This is a genomic window from Flavobacterium sp. (assembly GCF_031411595.1).
Taxonomy (GTDB): Bacteria; Bacteroidota; Bacteroidia; order Flavobacteriales; family Flavobacteriaceae; genus Flavobacterium.
Genome location: NZ_JANOBI010000004.1, coordinates 1 through 18,231 on the forward strand (window position 1 = coordinate 1; position 18,231 = coordinate 18,231).

General features: G+C 38.8%; 17 protein-coding genes and 2 pseudogenes. 13 read left to right on the forward strand and 6 right to left on the reverse strand.

The window, feature by feature from the left end:
- Nucleotides 1-344 (reverse strand): annotated as a pseudogene (locus RMO03_RS00490) (glycine dehydrogenase (aminomethyl-transferring)); the annotation flags it as partial.
- Between the two features lie 143 nt (nt 345-487).
- On the opposite strand from RMO03_RS00490, the gene RMO03_RS00495 reads away from it, so the two are divergent.
- From RMO03_RS00495 to RMO03_RS00535, 9 genes are all read left to right on the forward strand, one after another.
- A complete protein-coding gene (locus tag RMO03_RS00495; protein WP_309640115.1) occupies nt 488-1,309 on the forward strand; it encodes a hypothetical protein in 822 nt (273 codons plus the stop codon).
- A gap of 187 nt (nt 1,310-1,496) precedes the next feature.
- Entirely contained in the window at nt 1,497-1,907 is a 411-nt protein-coding gene (locus RMO03_RS00500; RefSeq protein ID WP_309640116.1) for a hypothetical protein, read from the forward strand.
- Nucleotides 1,908-2,045: 138 nt separating this feature from the next.
- Nucleotides 2,046-2,453, forward strand: coding sequence for a hypothetical protein (locus tag RMO03_RS00505; protein WP_309640117.1), 408 nt, complete (start codon nt 2,046-2,048; stop codon nt 2,451-2,453).
- A gap of 26 nt (nt 2,454-2,479) precedes the next feature.
- Nucleotides 2,480-4,201: a tetratricopeptide repeat-containing sensor histidine kinase gene (locus tag RMO03_RS00510; protein ID WP_309640118.1), complete on the forward strand. Its 1,722-nt coding sequence runs from the start codon at nt 2,480-2,482 to the stop codon at nt 4,199-4,201.
- A gap of 2 nt (nt 4,202-4,203) precedes the next feature.
- Nucleotides 4,204-4,950, forward strand: coding sequence for a response regulator transcription factor (locus tag RMO03_RS00515; RefSeq protein ID WP_309640119.1), 747 nt, complete (start codon nt 4,204-4,206; stop codon nt 4,948-4,950).
- A 357-nt stretch (nt 4,951-5,307) separates the two neighbouring features.
- Nucleotides 5,308-5,643, forward strand: coding sequence for a hypothetical protein (locus RMO03_RS00520; protein ID WP_309640120.1), 336 nt, complete (start codon nt 5,308-5,310; stop codon nt 5,641-5,643).
- Between the two features lie 98 nt (nt 5,644-5,741).
- The gene (locus RMO03_RS00525; RefSeq protein ID WP_309640121.1) at nt 5,742-6,029 is read left to right on the forward strand and encodes a hypothetical protein; all 288 of its coding nucleotides are present in this window, start codon (nt 5,742-5,744) and stop codon (nt 6,027-6,029) included.
- Nucleotides 6,030-6,120: 91 nt separating this feature from the next.
- Nucleotides 6,121-6,549, forward strand: a complete 429-nt coding sequence (locus tag RMO03_RS00530) for a hypothetical protein (protein ID WP_309640122.1) — start codon at nt 6,121-6,123, stop codon at nt 6,547-6,549.
- Between the two features lie 27 nt (nt 6,550-6,576).
- Complete coding sequence (locus tag RMO03_RS00535) at nt 6,577-7,050, forward strand: hypothetical protein (RefSeq protein WP_309640123.1); 474 nt, start codon at nt 6,577-6,579, stop codon at nt 7,048-7,050.
- Between the two features lie 215 nt (nt 7,051-7,265).
- Here the strand turns inward: RMO03_RS00535 and RMO03_RS00540 are convergent, their stop codons facing one another.
- The 4 genes from RMO03_RS00540 to RMO03_RS00555 all read right to left on the reverse strand — a co-directional run bounded on the left by RMO03_RS00540 (nt 7,266) and on the right by RMO03_RS00555 (nt 11,668).
- Nucleotides 7,266-9,293 carry a M3 family metallopeptidase gene (locus RMO03_RS00540; protein WP_309640124.1) on the reverse strand — a complete coding sequence of 676 codons (2,028 nt, stop codon included), beginning with the start codon at nt 9,291-9,293 and terminating at the stop codon, nt 7,266-7,268.
- 77 nt (nt 9,294-9,370) lie between these two features.
- A complete protein-coding gene (gene purE / locus RMO03_RS00545) occupies nt 9,371-9,853 on the reverse strand; it encodes a 5-(carboxyamino)imidazole ribonucleotide mutase (protein ID WP_309640125.1) in 483 nt (160 codons plus the stop codon).
- Nucleotides 9,854-9,879: 26 nt separating this feature from the next.
- Nucleotides 9,880-11,070, reverse strand: a complete 1,191-nt coding sequence (locus RMO03_RS00550; protein WP_309640126.1) for a 5-(carboxyamino)imidazole ribonucleotide synthase — start codon at nt 11,068-11,070, stop codon at nt 9,880-9,882.
- 64 nt (nt 11,071-11,134) lie between these two features.
- On the reverse strand, nt 11,135-11,668 hold the full coding sequence (locus tag RMO03_RS00555; RefSeq protein WP_309640127.1) for a hypothetical protein: 534 nt from the start codon (nt 11,666-11,668) through the stop codon (nt 11,135-11,137).
- A gap of 100 nt (nt 11,669-11,768) precedes the next feature.
- Here RMO03_RS00555 and hpt point away from each other — a divergent pair, with 100 nt between their 5' ends.
- The 4 genes and pseudogenes from hpt (at nt 11,769) to obgE (ending at nt 15,453) form a co-directional block, all read left to right on the forward strand.
- Complete coding sequence (hpt, locus tag RMO03_RS00560; RefSeq protein WP_309640128.1) at nt 11,769-12,299, forward strand: hypoxanthine phosphoribosyltransferase; 531 nt, start codon at nt 11,769-11,771, stop codon at nt 12,297-12,299.
- A 44-nt stretch (nt 12,300-12,343) separates the two neighbouring features.
- Nucleotides 12,344-12,916, forward strand: a complete 573-nt coding sequence (locus RMO03_RS00565) for an adenylate kinase (RefSeq protein ID WP_309640129.1) — start codon at nt 12,344-12,346, stop codon at nt 12,914-12,916.
- A gap of 182 nt (nt 12,917-13,098) precedes the next feature.
- A pseudogene (locus RMO03_RS00570) lies at nt 13,099-14,373 on the forward strand (hemolysin family protein).
- Between the two features lie 78 nt (nt 14,374-14,451).
- Entirely contained in the window at nt 14,452-15,453 is a 1,002-nt protein-coding gene (obgE, locus tag RMO03_RS00575; RefSeq protein WP_309640130.1) for a GTPase ObgE, read from the forward strand.
- Nucleotides 15,454-15,506: 53 nt separating this feature from the next.
- Here the strand turns inward: obgE and RMO03_RS00580 are convergent, their stop codons facing one another.
- Complete coding sequence (locus RMO03_RS00580; RefSeq protein ID WP_309640131.1) at nt 15,507-18,011, reverse strand: T9SS type A sorting domain-containing protein; 2,505 nt, start codon at nt 18,009-18,011, stop codon at nt 15,507-15,509.
- Between the last annotated feature and the right edge of the window lie 220 nt (nt 18,012-18,231).

The following is an 18,231-nucleotide window of genomic DNA, read 5'->3' on the forward strand; positions in this document are numbered from 1 at the left end:
CTTCCTTGTGCAATTTCGGCTTGGTAGGGCGTATAAGCGGTATACCAACCCGGGTTTTCAAATACATTTCTCTGAATTGCCGCCGGAACAATGCACTGGTGGTACCCCAATCCGATATAAGTTTGGAACATTTTATTCTTGTTTCCCAATTGTTGAATATGGTTCGCAAACTCATATTCCGTCATCGCAGGATCTAAATTCAATGGCGCTTTGAGACGGATTTCATCAGGCAAAGTTTCATAAATCAACTGTTCTATCGATGCCACACCAATGGTTTTAAGCATCTGGGGTACATCTTCTTCTCTTGGTCCAATGTGTCGTAAAGCAAAAGCGTCTGTTTTCATAAAAGTATCGGTAGGTATTGCGTGTTTTTTTTGATGCACAAATTTATGGATTATTCTCAAAAAAAGACGGTCTTTAACCTTTCATTTCGACTAATTTTTCAACTAAAAAACGTTCTTATTAACACTTTGACTAATTTTGTTGTATGACCATCCCAAAGCGACTTTTCGATTTCTATCTAGACAGCAGCATTCACGTCGCCTTGTCGTGTTACGCGCTGGTTCGAATGACACAGCATATGTTTCAAATTGAAGACAGCCAACATATGCCCAATTTCGCTTTTTTCGGAACCATTGTCGGCTATAATTTCGTGAAGTACGACGCATTAGCCAGAACCAAAAAAATCAATATGGGAAGTCATTTGATTGCGATTGCTGTGTTGAGTTTTATAGCTTTTATTGGCGCCGCGATTTCTTTTTATAAACTCGAACGCATCACGCAAGTGGTTTCAATTGCGTTTCTGGCGCTGACGTTATTATATACGCTTCCATTTTTTCCAAACACGAGAAATGCCCGAAATTGGACGGGCATCAAAATATATATCGTCTCCTTATGTTGGGTTGGTGTTACGCTGATGCTACCGGTTTTAGATTCCGGTATCAATCTCACTTCAGATTTCTATTGGAAATGCCTGCAAAGGTTTCTATTATTGTTCGTATTGATTACCATTTTCGAAATCATCGATCTTAAAAATGACGATCCGAATCTGCAAACCGTACCTCAAAAAATGGGCGTGAAGCGTACGAAAATTATTGGAATCATACTGCTAATCATCTTCTATTTCCTCGAATTTCTAAAGCTCAAAATTGAAATTTCACAACTCATCGTCAATGTAGTTTTGGTCATCACATTGGCACTTTTCCTATGGTTCGCCAACGAAAACCGATCAAAATATTATACGTCGTTTTGGGCAGAAAGCATTCCGATATTTTGGTTTTTGGTGGTACTGTTTGTGGATAGAATTTAAAGCAATTTTACATCAAAAAGGCAATTAACGCGTAGCTTCAGGACGTATTTTTATTAATTGTAACTCATTGGTTGTCAAATTTTAACGATTAATGCTTCATTTGTTAAAGATAAATATTACTTTTATTGCGATCTGAAGAAGTTAAAATACCAGTGGTTTTATAAATTAACTAAAAAAAAACAATATCATGGGACAAAGTAACCAAACACTGCCAACATTGAAACCTGTTCTAAATGCCATACCAATACTGCTAGGCGATATTTCTAAAGACAATATAAAAATGATTGGTGATCCTGTCGCACCAATGACTACCGCAAATTATAATAATATTGAAAACAAAACTTTTATGTTGCGGATTACGGTTTTTCAGGAAACGAATCAAGAGAAAGCGCCTGAACTTTGCATCGATGAAAGTACAGGGGATTATTATGTTACCTATTTTGCAGATGAAAAAGTCACGGTAGAAACCTATAATGCGTGGTATTTTGCAGCAGCAAATCAGCCGTTCGTAAAGAAAGAGATTAAAGTTTTCAATTGCAATTTAGATCCGAAAACTTCGAGGGGAACGGTAACTACAGTAATACCATCAGCACATTAATAGACTTAATGAGACAAACCCGTTTAGCTGTTTTAATAAGTATTTCCTCTGTATTTTCAGTCTTTTCTCAAAAAGATTATAAAAAATCCATACGAAATGCAGCAGTAATTTTTATTATTAACTTAAATACATTACATCATGACATTAAACAATCCAACACCATTGGCAGGCTACATAGAGCTTAAAGATATAACACCAGTACCGATAGGAAATATTACCAAGAATGCGATACAGATGATTGGCGATCCTGTAGCACCAATGACCACTGCGAATTACGACAAAAAGACCAATACTTTTATGTTACGGATTACGGTTTTTCAAAGATCTGATGAAAAGACGCCTCCACAGTTGTGGGTAAATCAAATTACGGGAGATTATTATGCTTTATATTTTGCAGTTGCAGATACGGATACCGATTATAGAGTCTGGTATTTTGCTGCGCCGAATCAGCCGTTCGTTCAGCAAGAAATTAAAGTTTATAATGGTAATGCAGATCCGAAAACTTCGAGAGGAACGGTTACTATTGTGCAATCGTCAGCAACCTGATATCTCTTTTCAATTGGTGTTAGCAAATGAAACAAAAACAATTCATTTTTCTGATTAACCTGTGTTCGATTATTTCAGTTTTTTCACAAAAGGAGGACAAAAGGTTTTTTGTCAATCACATTATTGAAAAAAAGTCCGTTACTTTTTCTAGTGAAAAAAATTTTAAAAAAGCATGTCTTTTTTTTATTGAAAGCAAATGGGATTCTACTTTAGTCTACTCGATGCGTCAGTTGCGAGAAGAAAGAAATCTTCGCGAAATAAATGATTTTTCGCATTATTTAAGATTGTTTAGCTTTAAAGAAAAGGAACTCTATAATGAAGCTTTAAAAGAATCTGGATTGATTTCTAAAAAGTTTGAATTGTATAATATAGTAAAAGCAACAATAGGCGACATTGCATTGCAACAAAACGATTATAAAAAAGCTTTGTCTTGCTTTTTGGAAATCGATAAATTATCGGATTATATTAACAGCAAATCCCCAATTTACCACAATATAGGAATTTGTTATTTGCATCTTAAACAATTCGACAGGGCAGAAGCATACTTATCTAAAAGTATTGTGTTGCAGGAAAAAGAAAAAGATACAATCAGAGTTATAGGTACGTATATGGACATTGCCAACCTGTATTACGAGCAATATCAAGATGCCAAAGCCATTCCCTACTTTGAAAAAGCCTACAAACTTTCCAAGAAAACGCAAAACTTTGAGTTGAAACAGGCTACAGCTTTAAACATGGCCGTCGTCGAAGAAAACCGAAAAAACCTTCCACTTTCATTGATATACCGCAAAGAATACGAAACCTGGAAAGATTCCCTCAACGATCAAAACAAAGTCTGGGCAATTGCTGAACTCGAAAAGAAATACATCGTGGGCCAGAAGCAGAAAGAAATTTCATTGCTCGAGGCCAAAAACAAAATCCGCGAAACCCAACGCAATGGCCTTTTCTATTCGTCGGTGTTATTACTCGCATTGTTTGGAACCGGCATTTATTTTTACAGGCAAAAAATAAAAAGCAACAAAATCATACTTTCCCAAAAAACGGCATTAGACGGATTGAACGCCACCAAAGACCGCTTGTTCTCTATCGTTAGCCATGATTTGAGATCTTCTGTGAATGCACTGAAAACGAGTAATAATAAATTGCAGGAAAGTCTCAACTCTAAAAATTATAGCGAACTTGATAAGCAGCTTCACAACAATTCGATGATTGCCAATGGTGCTTATAGTTTATTAGACAATCTGCTGCATTGGGCGATACTTCAAACCAAACAAGATTACTTTCATCAGGAATCGCATCGTTTGTTTATGATTGTCGAACAGGCTGTGCATAGTTACGTACCGTTGATGCACGATAAAAACATTCGTTTCGAAAATAAAGTGAAGAAAGAGGTCATGGTTTTTGTGGATCTCGATTCTATTAAGATTGTTTTGCGGAACTTGTTAGATAATGCTATTAAGTTTTCAAAGCCCGATGATGCGATTTCCATTTATCTAAGGAATTTTGACAATCAGTTTCATGAAGTCGTTGTTGAAGATACCGGCATAGGAATGTCGCAAGAAGTCATTGATGAACTCTTGAGAGACACATTTTCTATCGCTGAAAATAAAGCTGGTATCAACGCAGGAACTGGTTTGGGCATGCAACTCTGTAAATCCCTAATTCAAAAAAACGGCGGAAAATTAGCTATTGAAAGTGCCATCAATGTAGGTACAAAAATAATTGTATATTTACCTGTAAACGCATAGTTATGGATAGCATTAACGTACTTATTATTGAGGACACCAAAGCGGAAAGTGATCAATTGAAAGAAGTACTTATTCAAAATAATTACAATGTTGTCGGAATTGCCTCGACATTCAACGAAGCGCTGCATCTATTCTACAATCAACCGGTTGATATTGTAATCATTGATATTTTTCTCGATGGAAAACCCGACGGAATTGCATTCGCAGAAACGATTAATATTGTTCCTAATGCTTCCAAACCATTTGTATTCCTGACTTTTTCGAAAGATCGACAGATTTTTGAAAGGGCCAAACTCACCCATCCGTTTAGTTTTTTAATGAAACCTTTTAATGAACTCGAAATCCTCTATGCCATAGAAATGGCGGTTGAGAAATTTTACAACGAATCGAAAGCGCTTTCGGTCGAAAACCAGAATGCAGTCATGAGCAAAGATTACTTGTTCATCAAAAAGAAAAATGCGTTAAAGAAAACCCTAATTACCGATATTGTTTACATAGAAGTCGAAGAACGATATTGCAATATTATTACTGAAAGTGAAAAGTTTGTGATTCAGATTTCACTGACTAAAATTCTCGAACTGTTGGATTCCGCAAAATTCCAGAGAACACATCGAAACTATATCGTTAACACAGATAAAATCATCGAAGTACAGGTTGCGGATAACCTTATCATTCTAAAAGGAAACCATAAAGTGATGCTTAGCGATACCTACAAAGATTTCATCAACAAGTTTCGCATCCTGAAATAAGTGTTGGTTTTATGGCTTCTCAATTCGTCCCAATCCGGACGATTTTTTTTTGCCCAATTTTCTTATGACTCATTATAGATTACTCATGGCAGCGCTTGGTTGCCTCATGACATTTTGCTCCTTTTGAGTGGGCATCTCATGTAGTTTTACTGTAGAAATCAAATGAAGCTAGCATTATTATTTCTTGTCAATCGTTCAAAATGAATTTCTTATCGCAACAAACCCACATGTGTTTCATGATCAATAAACGTTGCCCGAAGAAATCAACCCGAATGATGACAATGGAGTTCAGAAACCATTAAAAACGAGGCGTAACCTGAAAAGCCACACGAGTAAGGAATTTAAAAAACAATTATCATGAGTACTTCAAACACAATGAATCTTTATCCGGTAAATCATGCCGAATTGGGAAATTTTATCAGCGGTTCAAAATCATTCGGGCCACTTACGATCAATTACAATCTCGATTTATCAATACCACAAGTTCAGGTTACTGTTCTTTTATATGGTGTTGTCATCGGACAGGCAACTATAAACAGAGCGCATCCGACTGTACAATTGGGCGGAAGCATGGGAATCGCAAAAGCACAGGTTGACTTGACATTGAATGGCAACAAGATTGATTACAAAATCGATGTTGAGGCGTTCGGAAAAACGATTTACAAAGGAAGCGGTGTGCTTTTTTCTTGGTAAATAACCTTAGTTAAAGCATAGAGTGGAGCCTGAAAACCAGAAAAAACGGGGCGTAATCTGAAAAGCCATACGAGTAAGAGCAACTATTTAAATTTTAAGTGATGTCAAATTCAAAACAAAAAGTAAATGAAGGACTTCCGGGAGGATGGTCAAAATACGGCCCGCTTTCAAAAGAAGATAAACAAATTTTTGATGAAGCGGTACACGTAAGCCCTATCGTGTTGTATACCCCTGAAGCAGTCTCCAGACAATTGGTAGCTGGAATGAACTACCGCTACAAATGTACCGCCAACTATGCGGAATGGATACTCACAGAAGAAGTCATTGTTCATATTTTCAAGCCTTTAGTTGGGAAACCATTTGTAACGGCGATTACGAGAATGTAATATTTACCAATGCAGTGGAGTCCAGAACCCACAAAAAAACGGGGCGAAACCTGAAAAGCCAAACGAGTAAGGAAACAAAACTTTAATAATCATGTCAATAAGTACAAGCAATTGCACCACGTTTATCCAAGTATGGGTAGATGTCAATGCACTACAACAAAACACTACAACCGGATGTTACGCCGTATGCAACATAACGCCTCAGTCAGTAACTACGGGAATGGGAACTGCAAATTTATCTACTACCGTAACTACCGGAACGAATGTATGCTGGACGGTTTTACCCATCGACCCACAATACAATGGCGATTTTACAATAACCAACATCGGCGTAGAATCAGGATGGAACGTCCCGCCAGCTCCGGTTGCGGGTCTTCCAAACACTTTCACTGGGCAACTTACTACGACAACCGTTAACGGAAACGTGAATTCTAACATCGCATTCAGTTATAATGGCTCAGGGAATTCCATTACAGTCACTTTGCCTGTTACAATCACACCGGTAGCACCTGTCAATTAACATCAATAACCTTTAAAAACTAAAATCATGAATAATAAAACAAATTCGCCATTCGTATCAAGCACCATTATGCCGGCAAGAGTAATCAATCTGGCAATCGATACGGCTTACATATACAGTCAAACTTCAGGCTCTTATGCAGGAGTAGGCGTGTATATGATGGACAATAACGTAGAAGGCGGTAGCACCAATGAAGGTGGACTCGAACTTGTAACCGATGTTACAGCAGGTTTCGGAATCGCTTTCAATGCCTTCCCAATAGATGCCGCTGGAAACCAAGGCGATACCGTAGCAATTGTTGGTTTCGAAATTTCCGACGGAACAAACATATTCGGAGACTTCGGATGGCCTACTGAGCAACCCGCAGGATCATCTTATCAATGGATGGGCACAGCAATAGTACAGGGAAATTGCACCTATCAAATCAAAATCGGAGTTTCAATAGGCGGCGCACCGATGCAATATTTTTGGTGGGATCCGTTCTTCAATTGTACTGCCTAAATCTGTCCGTGTCAATTTTCAATGTGCATTCGATAGTATTTTCGGATGCACATTTTTTTTAGGGCGTTCCCTACGGTCGGGCTGTCCACACTCGCTTTTTTGCGCTGAACCACAGCACAAAAAGAGCTCAGACAAATGCTGCCATCCCTAACGCGGCCACGAAGAATCCTAGAATCTTACAGTCTTAAAATCCAACAATCCAACAATCGAATAATCTAAACCAATCCCGCGCGTTTCAACAAAGCTTCGGGTTTGGGTTCCTGCCCACGAAATCGTTTATACAAAACCATCGGCGCTTCGGTGCCACCTTTCGACAACACATTATCCTTAAACTTCGTAGCAACTTCCTTATTGAAAATGCCTTTTTCTTTAAAATAATCAAACGCATCAGCATCGAGAACTTCAGCCCATTTGTAACTGTAGTAACCCGAAGAATAACCGCCTTGAAAAATATGAGAAAAAGCAGTACTCATCGCATTTTCCTTCACTTCAGGATACAATTGAGTCGCAGCGAATTGCTCGGTTTCAAAAGTTTTTACATCGGTAATCTTAGTCGGATCTTGTCCGTGCCAGCCCATATCAAGCAACCCAAAACTGAGTTGGCGCATCGTCGCCATGCCTTCTTGGAAACTCGCACTTTCTTTGATTTTCTCCACGAGTTCCATTGGAATCATTTCGCCGGTTTCGTAATGTGTTGCGAACAACGCTAATGCTTCAGCTTCGTAACACCAGTTTTCCAAGATTTGACTTGGCAATTCCACAAAATCCCAATAAACAGAAGTTCCCGATAAACTCGGATATATTGTGTTGGCTAACATGCCGTGCAATCCGTGGCCGAACTCGTGAAATAAGGTCGTGACTTCATTAAATGTCAATAGTGAAGGTTTTGTTTCTGTGGGTTTAGTAAAATTGCAAACATTAGAAATATGCGGACGCTCGTTCACACCGTCTTTAATATATTGCGATTTGAACGAAGTCATCCAAGCACCGTTGCGTTTGCCTTTTCTTGGGAAAAAATCGGCGTAGAAAATAGAAACTAGATTACCGTTTTCATCTTTAACTTCATACGTCGTAACTTCTTCGTGGTATTTATCGATGTTGAAGATTTCAGTAAAGGTCAATCCGTAGAGCTTTTGCGCGACTGTAAATGCACCTGCCAACACTTTCTCCAATTGAAAATAAGGTTTCAATTTTTCATCATCGAGATTGTACAATTGTTGTTTTAGTTTTTCGGAATAATAGGCGCCGTCCCATTTTTCGAGTTGCTCGATACCGTCAAGATCTTTGGCGAATTGTGCCAGTTGTTTGAATTCACGCTCAGCTGCGGGTTTGGCTTTCGCTAATAAATCGCTCAAAAAAGATGTTACTTTTTCGGGATTTTCTGCCATGCGTTCTTCGAGAACGAAATGCGCGTGGGTTTTATAGCCTAACAGATTCGCTCTTTCGAAACGCAGTTTGGCAATTTTGAGCACAATGTCTTGATTGTCATATTCATTATTTTGAAAAGCCTTGGCGCCAAATGCAATCGCCATTTTTTTGCGCAATTCACGGTTGTCGGCATAAGTCACAAAAGGAATATAACTTGGATAATCTAGTGTGATAATCCAACCTTCTTGGTCCTGACTTTTGGCTAGTGAACGCGCGGCTTCAATCGCGCCTTCGGGCAAACCTGCTAAATCTTTTTGATCTGTGAGATGCATTTGGAAAGCGTTGGTTTCTGTCAATACGTTTTCGCCGAATTGCAAACTCAGCATCGATAATGCTTTGTCGATTTCACGCAGTTGGTCTTTTTTATCTTCTGGCAAATTGGCACCGTTTCGTGAAAAGCTTTTGTAGTTTTTATCGAGTAATGTGGTTTGTTCCGGTGTCAAGTTTAGTTTTTCTTTTTGCTCGTAAACCGCTTTTACTTTGGCAAACAATTCAGCGTTGAGGCGAATGTCATTGCTGAATTCTGACAACAATGGCGAAACTTCCTGCGCGATTTGTTGCAATTCGTCATTGGTTTCTGCTGAATGTAAGTTGAAGAAAATATTCGAAATCCGATCTAAAGTATCACCGCTAAAAGCTAAGGCTTTTATGGTGTTTTCGAAAGTTGGTGCTTCAGGATTGTTGACAATCGCGTCGATTTCGGCTTTGGCTGAAGCGATACCTTCTTGAAAAGCAGGTAGGAAATCTTCATTTTTGATTTGTGAAAACGGCGCGGTATCGAACGGTGTTTGGAATTTTTGGGTGAGTATGTTCATGGATTGTTAAATGGATTTTAAGACTTTAAGATTGTAAGACTGTAAGATCGAATCTAATAATCTTACAGTCTTACAATCTATTTTTTAAGATTATCTGACGACGCATTGACGCTGTCTTTCAAACTTTCTTTGTATTGGATGATTTTATTTTGAATGTTCTTATCGTGACATCCGATGATTTGAGCCGCCAGAATTCCGGCATTTTTTCCGCCATTTAATGCGACTGTCGCAACGGGAACACCACCGGGCATTTGCAGAATCGAGAGCACGCTGTCCCAACCGTCAATCGAATTGCTTGATTTTACTGGCACTCCAATGACAGGCAATGGCGACATCGAGGCGACCATTCCGGGTAAATGTGCGGCACCGCCAGCTCCTGCGATTATCACAGCGATACCTTTGGTGTGTGCGGTTTTGCTGAAATCGAATAGTTTTTCTGGCGTTCGGTGTGCGGAAACAATATCGACTTCGGTTTCGATGTCGAAACTTTTGAGGATGTCGATGGCTTCTTGCATGATGGGCATGTCGGAGATACTTCCCATGACGATGGCTACTTTCATGTTTGGATTATTAGAAGGTTAGATTATTAGATTTTTGGATTGTCACTGATAACCCGAATCGTACTTTTGACTTGCTCAGCAATTTTTCGCGCTTCATTCATATTCTCGTTGACGATCGTCACGTGACCCATTTTGCGGAACGGGCGAGTTTGTTTTTTTCCGTAAATATGTGGTGTGACGCCGTTGATATTTAAAATTTTATCGATGTTTTCGTAGATGACATTGCCTGAGAAACCGGCTTCACCGACAAGATTAACCATAATTCCGGCGACTTTGCTTTCGGTATTTCCTAACGGCAAATTCAGAATCGCACGCAAGTGGTTTTCGAATTGTGAGGTGTAACTGGCTTCAATCGAATAATGTCCTGAATTGTGTGGGCGAGGTGCCACTTCGTTAACTATGATGTCGTCGTTTTGCGTTTGAAACATTTCGACGGCGAGTAATCCTACGGGTTCAAAAACTTCGGCTACTTTCAATGCAATTTCAGTAGCTTTTTGTGCGACTTTGTCATCGATACGTGCCGGGCAAATGACGTATTCTACTTGGTTGGCTTCGGGATGGAATTCCATTTCAACAACGGGATAGGTTTTGATGTCACCAGAAACATTGCGAACTACGATGACTGCAAGCTCGTTTTTAAATGGAATCATTTCTTCAGCGATGCATTCAGTATTGGGAAGTGTCTCTAAATCGGAAGCTTCGCGTATGACTTTTACGCCATAACCATCGTAACCGTATTCGGTGCACTTCCAGACGAAAGGAAATTTTAGATTTAAGATTTCAGATTTAGCTTCGCTCAATTCGCCTAGGGCTCGGGTGAGATTGTCGAGATTTTCAAAGATTTTGAAATCAGCAGTTGGAATATTATGAGTTTGATATAGACTTTTCTGAACGCCTTTGTTTTGAATTTTGCGTAAAGTTCTCGGAGTAGGATAAACCTGGACACCTTCAAATTCTAATTTCTCGAGTGCATAGACATTGACGAGTTCGATTTCAAATGTTAATACATCGACTTGTTTTCCGAAGTTGTAAACCGTTTCAAAATCCATCAAATCGCCTTTGAAAAATTGGTTGCAGGCCATCTTGCATGGAGCATCTTCACTAGGGTCGAGCACAAAAGTTTGGATGTCCCATTTTCGGGTTTCAGCCAACATCATTTTGCCGAGTTGTCCGCCGCCTAGTATGCCCAATTTGAAATCGGAAGAGAAATAGTTCATGGTATTGTAGTTGTGTGGCACAAAGATATATATCAATTGATAATTAACAATTGATAATTGATAATTAATGTCGGTTGATTTGTTTTAAAACTTCTCTTGCAGCAGCTTTATATCCTGCGGATTGTGTGAGGTAATCTTTATCAATGATGTTGCGCAGTTCCTCTTTAATCCAATCTTTTTTTTGAGCGTAATGACTCAACGCATACATAGCATAAGCTTTCGGAGCGACCTTTGCATCGCCAATAAGCCAATCGAGGCAAATTTCGATGAGTTTTTCTTTTTGATTTTCGGTCAATGTAATGGCTTTGGATGTGCTTAGAAAATAAGCCACGCGTGACATACCGCGGATTGCTGATTCGTGTTTGTAATGCGAAATCGTTTCACAAATCGTATCAATAAAAGGAATCAATATTTTGGTGTTGTGTTCCGCGAGCATTTCGATAATCCAAACGGCTTTGTAGTGGTTTTTGTTGGGCAAATCGGTTCCGAATTGAATTAATTCAGGCAACAAATTCGGATTTTTCAACACATAATCTCGAATACCATTGCGACAATTCGTACTGGCATTACTCACGGCGATTCGGTTGAAAAAAATCATATCCATTTTGTAAATATATCAAATTTGCAAAAAAGTCAAAATACTTGCTACTTGATACTCAATACTTGTGTAAATTTGCACCTTATTCAAAATTCATAAAATGATACAACTCCACGATAAACAATTTGTTCCGTTCATCTCGGCTGAAGAAATTGAATTTGCAATCGCCAACATGGCCAAACAAATGGATGATGATTTTTTCGACGATGTACCTGTATTCATTGGTGTACTCAACGGTGCATTCATGGTCATGGCCGATCTGATGAAACATTATCGCGGTATGTGCGAAGTGAGTTTCGTCAAAATGGCGTCGTATGAAGGTACAACATCTACAAACGAAGTCAAAGAACTCATCGGTCTCAACCAAAATCTCGAAGGCAAAACCGTTGTTGTTATAGAAGACATCGTCGATACAGGCAACACCATCGAAACATTAAAAGCCATTTTCAAAGAGAAAAAAGTAAAACATTTCAAAATCGCCACTTTATTCTTAAAACCCGACGCGTATAAAAAAGACATCAAACTCGATTACGTTGGTATCCGAATTCCGGACAAATTCATCGTCGGTTACGGTTTAGATTATGACGGACACGGCAGAAACCTAAAAGACATATACCAACTAGCAGAATAATAACTCAGTCACTCAGCAACTTAGTGGCTCAGCAACTTAAAAATATGATCAACATCGTTCTTTTCGGAAAACCAGGTGCGGGAAAAGGCACACAAGCTGAATTTTTAAAAGAGAAATACAATCTGACGCATTTATCAACGGGCGATATTTTCAGATACAACATCAAAAACGAAACGGAATTGGGCATGCTCGCCAAAACCTACATGGACAAAGGTGATTTGGTTCCCGATGCAGTTACGATTCAAATGCTGCAAAGTGAAGTCGACAAAAACCCACAGTCAAGTGGTTTCCTATTCGACGGTTTCCCAAGAACCATCGCGCAAGCCGAAGCTTTAGACGTGTTTTTGGTTTCAAAAGAACAAAGCATCACCGCGACGATTGCACTCGAAGCCAATGACGAAATTTTGGTACAAAGACTTTTAGAACGTGGCAAAACTTCAGGAAGACCTGACGATCAAGACGAAGAAAAAATCAGAAATCGCTACGAAGAATACAACCAGAAAACAGCACCATTGATGCATTATTACCAAGCGCAAGGAAAATTCCACGCCGTCGATGGCATCGGTTCGATAGAAGAAATTACACAGCGTTTGAGTGCTGTTATTGATAATTTATAACATTTTTAGGAGCTGTTCCGGCTGTACGTTCCTATCTTTGTCGCCGAACAACGGCGCCAAAGGATAACCACTGCCATCCGGGCTAGTCACGGAAATTAGAAGATTTCGAGATTATAAGACTGTAAGACTCAACAGTTACACGATTCAACGATTACACAACCAAACGATTCAACAAAAAAACTTTGGAAATACTCATCATCCTTTTTCTAATCCTACTCAACGGCGTATTTTCGATGTCCGAAATCGCACTGATTTCCGCGCGCAAAAACCGTTTGGAAACAGCAGCCAAAAAAGGACATGAAGGCGCCAAGATTGCTTTAGATTTGGCGAATTCACCCAATAAATTATTGTCGACCACGCAAATCGGAATCACGTTAATCGGAATACTTACCGGTATTTTTAGTGGCGATTCGATTACGATTTCAGTGCAAACTTTTGTGAGTGGTTTTGAAAGTTTAAAACCCTATTCGCATTCAATTGCTGTAGCTGTAGTCGTGGTTATTCTAACTTTTTTCTCGTTAGTGCTTGGCGAATTATTACCCAAACGCATCGGGTTGAATCATCCCGAAGGTATCGCTAAAGCGGTAGCCATGCCGATGAAAATAATTTCTATAATCACCGCACCATTCATCTGGTTGCTAACGATATCGACCGAGTTTCTATTAAAAATATTTCGCATCACGCCTTCAGCCGATGGGAAAGTCACCGAAGAAGAAATCAAAGCCATTATTAAAGAAGGCACCGAAGGCGGAGAAGTACAAGAAATCGAGCAAGATATTGTGGAACGCGTTTTTCATATTGGTGATCGTAAAGTCAATTCGTTGATGACGCATCGCAATACGGTTGTGTTTCTGCCATTGGAAGCGGATAAAAATCAAGTTCGCGAATTAATGCTCAAAGAACTGCATTCGATTTATCCGGTTTACCAAGACAATTACGATGACATTGTTGGCGTTGTGAATCTTAAAAATATATTTGCGCATTTTGAAAAAGACAATTTCAATCTTGCCGATATTATGACCGAAGCACCTTTCATGATGGAACAAACCACAGCTTATAAAGCGCTCGAAAGGTTTAAGAAAAGTAGTGTTCATTATGCATTTGTGTCTGATGAGTATGGTATTTTTCAAGGTGTGATTACACTCAATGATATTTTAGAAGCTTTGGTTGGAGATGCGTCAGAATTTTATAAAGACGATTTTCAACTTGTGGCTCGTGAAGACGGAAGCTGGCTCGTTGACGGACATTATTCGCTGCACGATTTCTAAACGTATTTCGATCTTGATGATTTGATTAATGATTATGAAGTAACAACGGTAAGCGGTTTAATCATGACCGAATTGTCGCATATTCCGAAGCAAGGCGAAAAACTGATTTGGCAAAAATTTGAACTCGAAGTCATCGATATGGATGGCGTGAAGATCGATAAGGTGATGGTGAAATCCCTGCGGGGTTAAAATTGTTGTAGGTTGTAAGTTATAGGTTTCTAATAGTAGTAACCTATAACTTACAACCTACAACCAATAACTAAAAAAATGACAGAAGGAAATTTTGTAGACTACGTAAAAATATATGTTTCGTCAGGAAAAGGCGGAAAAGGATCAACGCATTTACACCGTGAAAAATTCATTGAAAAAGGTGGTCCAGATGGTGGTGATGGCGGTCGTGGCGGGCACGTATTTTTGGTTGGCAACAAAGGATTGTGGACCTTATTCCATTTGAAATTCGCACGACACATCAAAGCCGGACATGGTGGCGATGGTGGTGGCGACAGAAGTACCGGAGCCGATGGCGATGATAAATTTATTGAAGTGCCACTCGGAACCGTAGTGCGCGATAAAGAAACCAACGAAATTTTATTTGAAATCACTGAAGACGGAGAAAAACGTGTCTTGGCACAAGGCGGAAAAGGCGGATTGGGCAACTGGCATTTCAGAAGCTCGACGAATCAAACGCCACGTTATGCACAGCCGGGTTTACCGGGTTTGGAAATGGATGTCGTGCTTGAACTTAAAGTGTTGGCCGATGTAGGTTTGGTCGGATTTCCGAATGCAGGAAAATCGACATTACTTTCTGTTTTGACATCTGCGAAACCGAAAATTGCCGATTATCCGTTTACGACTTTGAAACCCAATTTGGGTATTGTTGCTTATCGTGATTTTCAATCGTTTGTGATTGCCGATATTCCCGGAATCATTGAAGGTGCAGCGGAAGGCAAAGGTTTGGGACATTACTTTTTACGTCATATTGAACGGAATTCGACACTGTTGTTTTTAGTTCCTGTGGATACACCCGATATTAGAGCCGAGTATGATATTCTCGTGAATGAACTCACAAAATACAATCCCGAAATGCTTGATAAAGAACGCATGCTTGTGATTTCAAAATGTGATATGCTTGATGATGAACTCAAAGCGGAGCTTAAGATTCAACTCGATAAAGATTTTAAAAACATTCCTTATTTGTTTATTTCTTCTGTGGCTCAGCAAGGGTTGACGGAGTTGAAGGATAAGTTGTGGCAGATGTTGAATGAGTAATTGGTCAATATAAATCATAAAAAAAGCCTCATCATTTGATGAGGCTTTTTCATTTATAATTTGATGAACTTCGTATTCGATATTCCTTTATCGGAATATATCTTTAGAATGTAAGTTCCTGATTTCAATTGTGAAACATCAATTGTATTAGTTTCCGTTGCATTTGAAACGTTTTTGATTCTTTGTCCGAGTAAATTAAAAATTTCGACAGCCTTGATTTCGACGCCTTCTTTTTTAAAGATATTCAAAACGTCTTTCGCCGGATTTGGGTATACTGAAAAAGATAGGGAATCGAATTCGTTTTGGGTTGTGCTTAAAGTTGCCGTGCCGTTAAGTCGGATTACGCCATTGCAATATTCTCCGTTGTATTTTGTAAAGTTACCACCAACTAATATTCTTCCATCATTTTCTATTAGGATTGAATAGACTTCTTCATTAAATCCTGTGCCTGCATCAAACGATGTGTCTGTAGTTCCATTACTATTTAATCGGACAATAGCATGACTTCCATTGCTGCTATCGAATGCACCACCCATTAAAATTTTACCATCAGCTTGTAGCGCAATCGTATTAAAGGTAGCATTTCCAGTTATTACTGCATTGAAAGACAAATCGAGACTTCCATTAGTGTTTAATCGGTATATACCGGTTCCATATACCCCTACAATTATTTTCCCATCGGATTGAATGGCCATGGCATCAACAGTACGTGCAAAAAAATCGATATTGGGCATATTGAAATTACTGTCGGTGGTTCCGTCGGCATTCAAGCGAACAATACCATTTTTAGTAACGCCATTATAAACAGTGAATAAGCCGCATATAAGAATTTTTCCGTCGGATTGGATTTCGATGGCTTTAATTTCTGCAGTTAAACCGGAACAACCTTGTCCTAAAGAAAAAGAAGAATCTATTGATCCATCACCGTTGACCCTTACTACACGGTTAGTATTATTTCCCGACACCAATCCTTTAGAACTGATTAAAATTTTCCCGTCGGATTGCAGATTAAGTTCTTTGAAAGTCAGCGAAGTCAGACTAGCATCCAAATTAAAAGATGAATCAGTAGAAAAATCGGCATTGAAACGCATCAGGTTTCCATTAGGGTTTTGTGGAAGTTTTCCGATGAATAATACTTTGCCGTCAGGTTGCACTTTGGCAGTGCTTACACCATTGTTTGCATTTAGTGGTGTTTTTAAATTGTCGTTGTAAACAAGTTCGCCATTTTGGTTAAGCAGTTTGATGCCGTTATGATAAAGATTGAATGAAAAATCGCTGCTGCCTATGGCCATGATTTCGGTATTCGATTTTTTAACGATTTTATTGACTTTCGTTGTAGTGATGAGGTGTTTATTCTCGATGATGTAACCATTTGCATCCAAACGAGTAAAGCAATAACGGATAACAGTGTCAGGCGAATTAATATAAAGACTGGCTAAAATAGAACCGTCAGGTTGTGATTGGACATAAGTAAGACGGTCATCGTTATCAATATTTTGATAATTAAACGTTGGGTCAAACATGCCGTTGCTATTGATTCTTACACGATTCTTAACGGCAATTTCATTGTATTTGTCAAAACTTCCACATACAATAATATCTCCGTTTGGTTGTAAATCGATACGGCCTATAAAACCTGGATTTGCCGTTCGCTTAAAGCCCGTTCCTATATTAAAAGTAGGATCTACGGTTCCGTTGCTGTTTAATCTGATTATAGTGTCATCAGCTATCGAGCTGCCTTTTTGTACAATTAAAATCTTATTATCGGGCTGTACAATTACAGAAATGAAATTTGACAATCCCATATTAAACGTGGTGTCTAAACTTCCATCGTCATTGAGCAAGTATAGTCTGCGTGTGACATCTACGTATCCGCCAACAAGAATTTTCCCGTCAGGCAATAGGTGGATGGTATCAAAACCATTAAATTGACCAACAAAGCTGGTAGGATTTGTAAACGAGTTGTCTAAACTTCCATCAGCATTCAATCGAACTAACACATTTCCGGAAGCGTTTAACATAGCGCCAGCAACGATTATTTTATTGTCGGGTTGAATTTTAATATTCGATATAAAGCCTTCTGAAACGAAAATTCCGGAATTGCTAAACGAATTGTCAATACTTCCATCACTGTTTAAGCGAATGATCTTGGCAATAGGTGTCCCGTTATAAGAAGTAAATCGTCCTCCAACTAAGATTTTTCCATCGGATTGTAATGCCATGGTTTTTACAACCTCGTAATCAGCACCAGACCCTACTGTTATGAATCCTAGACCCGTGTTAAAAGTAGGATCAATAGTTAAATCGGTGTTTAGCCTCACGATTCGGGAACAAACATTATCAATGTAGCTTTCGTAGATGTCATTGTATTTATAATATACAGTAAAACCACCGATGGCTAAAATCTTTCCGTCTGGTTGTGTAATTGTTTGATCTACGTTAAGATTGAACATAGGCAAATCATCCCTATGATTAAAAGACAAATCAACCGCAGCTTGGTTTTGGGCTTGGAGCAAGGAAACAAAAAACAGGGTGAATAATAAGATATTTTTTTTCATGTTGTTCTGATTTAGAATTTTAAAGATACTAAGTTTTACTAGCAAAAAAGAGTTGTGAATTAGGATTTGATGGGTTTGAATTAGAATTTGATAATAAATATTAATTGATTTTTGTCATTAGCCACCGCGATTTGGATTTTTTATTTATTGAAACTTCAACTTAACCGATTTCGCGATAGGGATAGCAACGGTATCTTTTTGCGCCGGCGTTCGGCGTAAA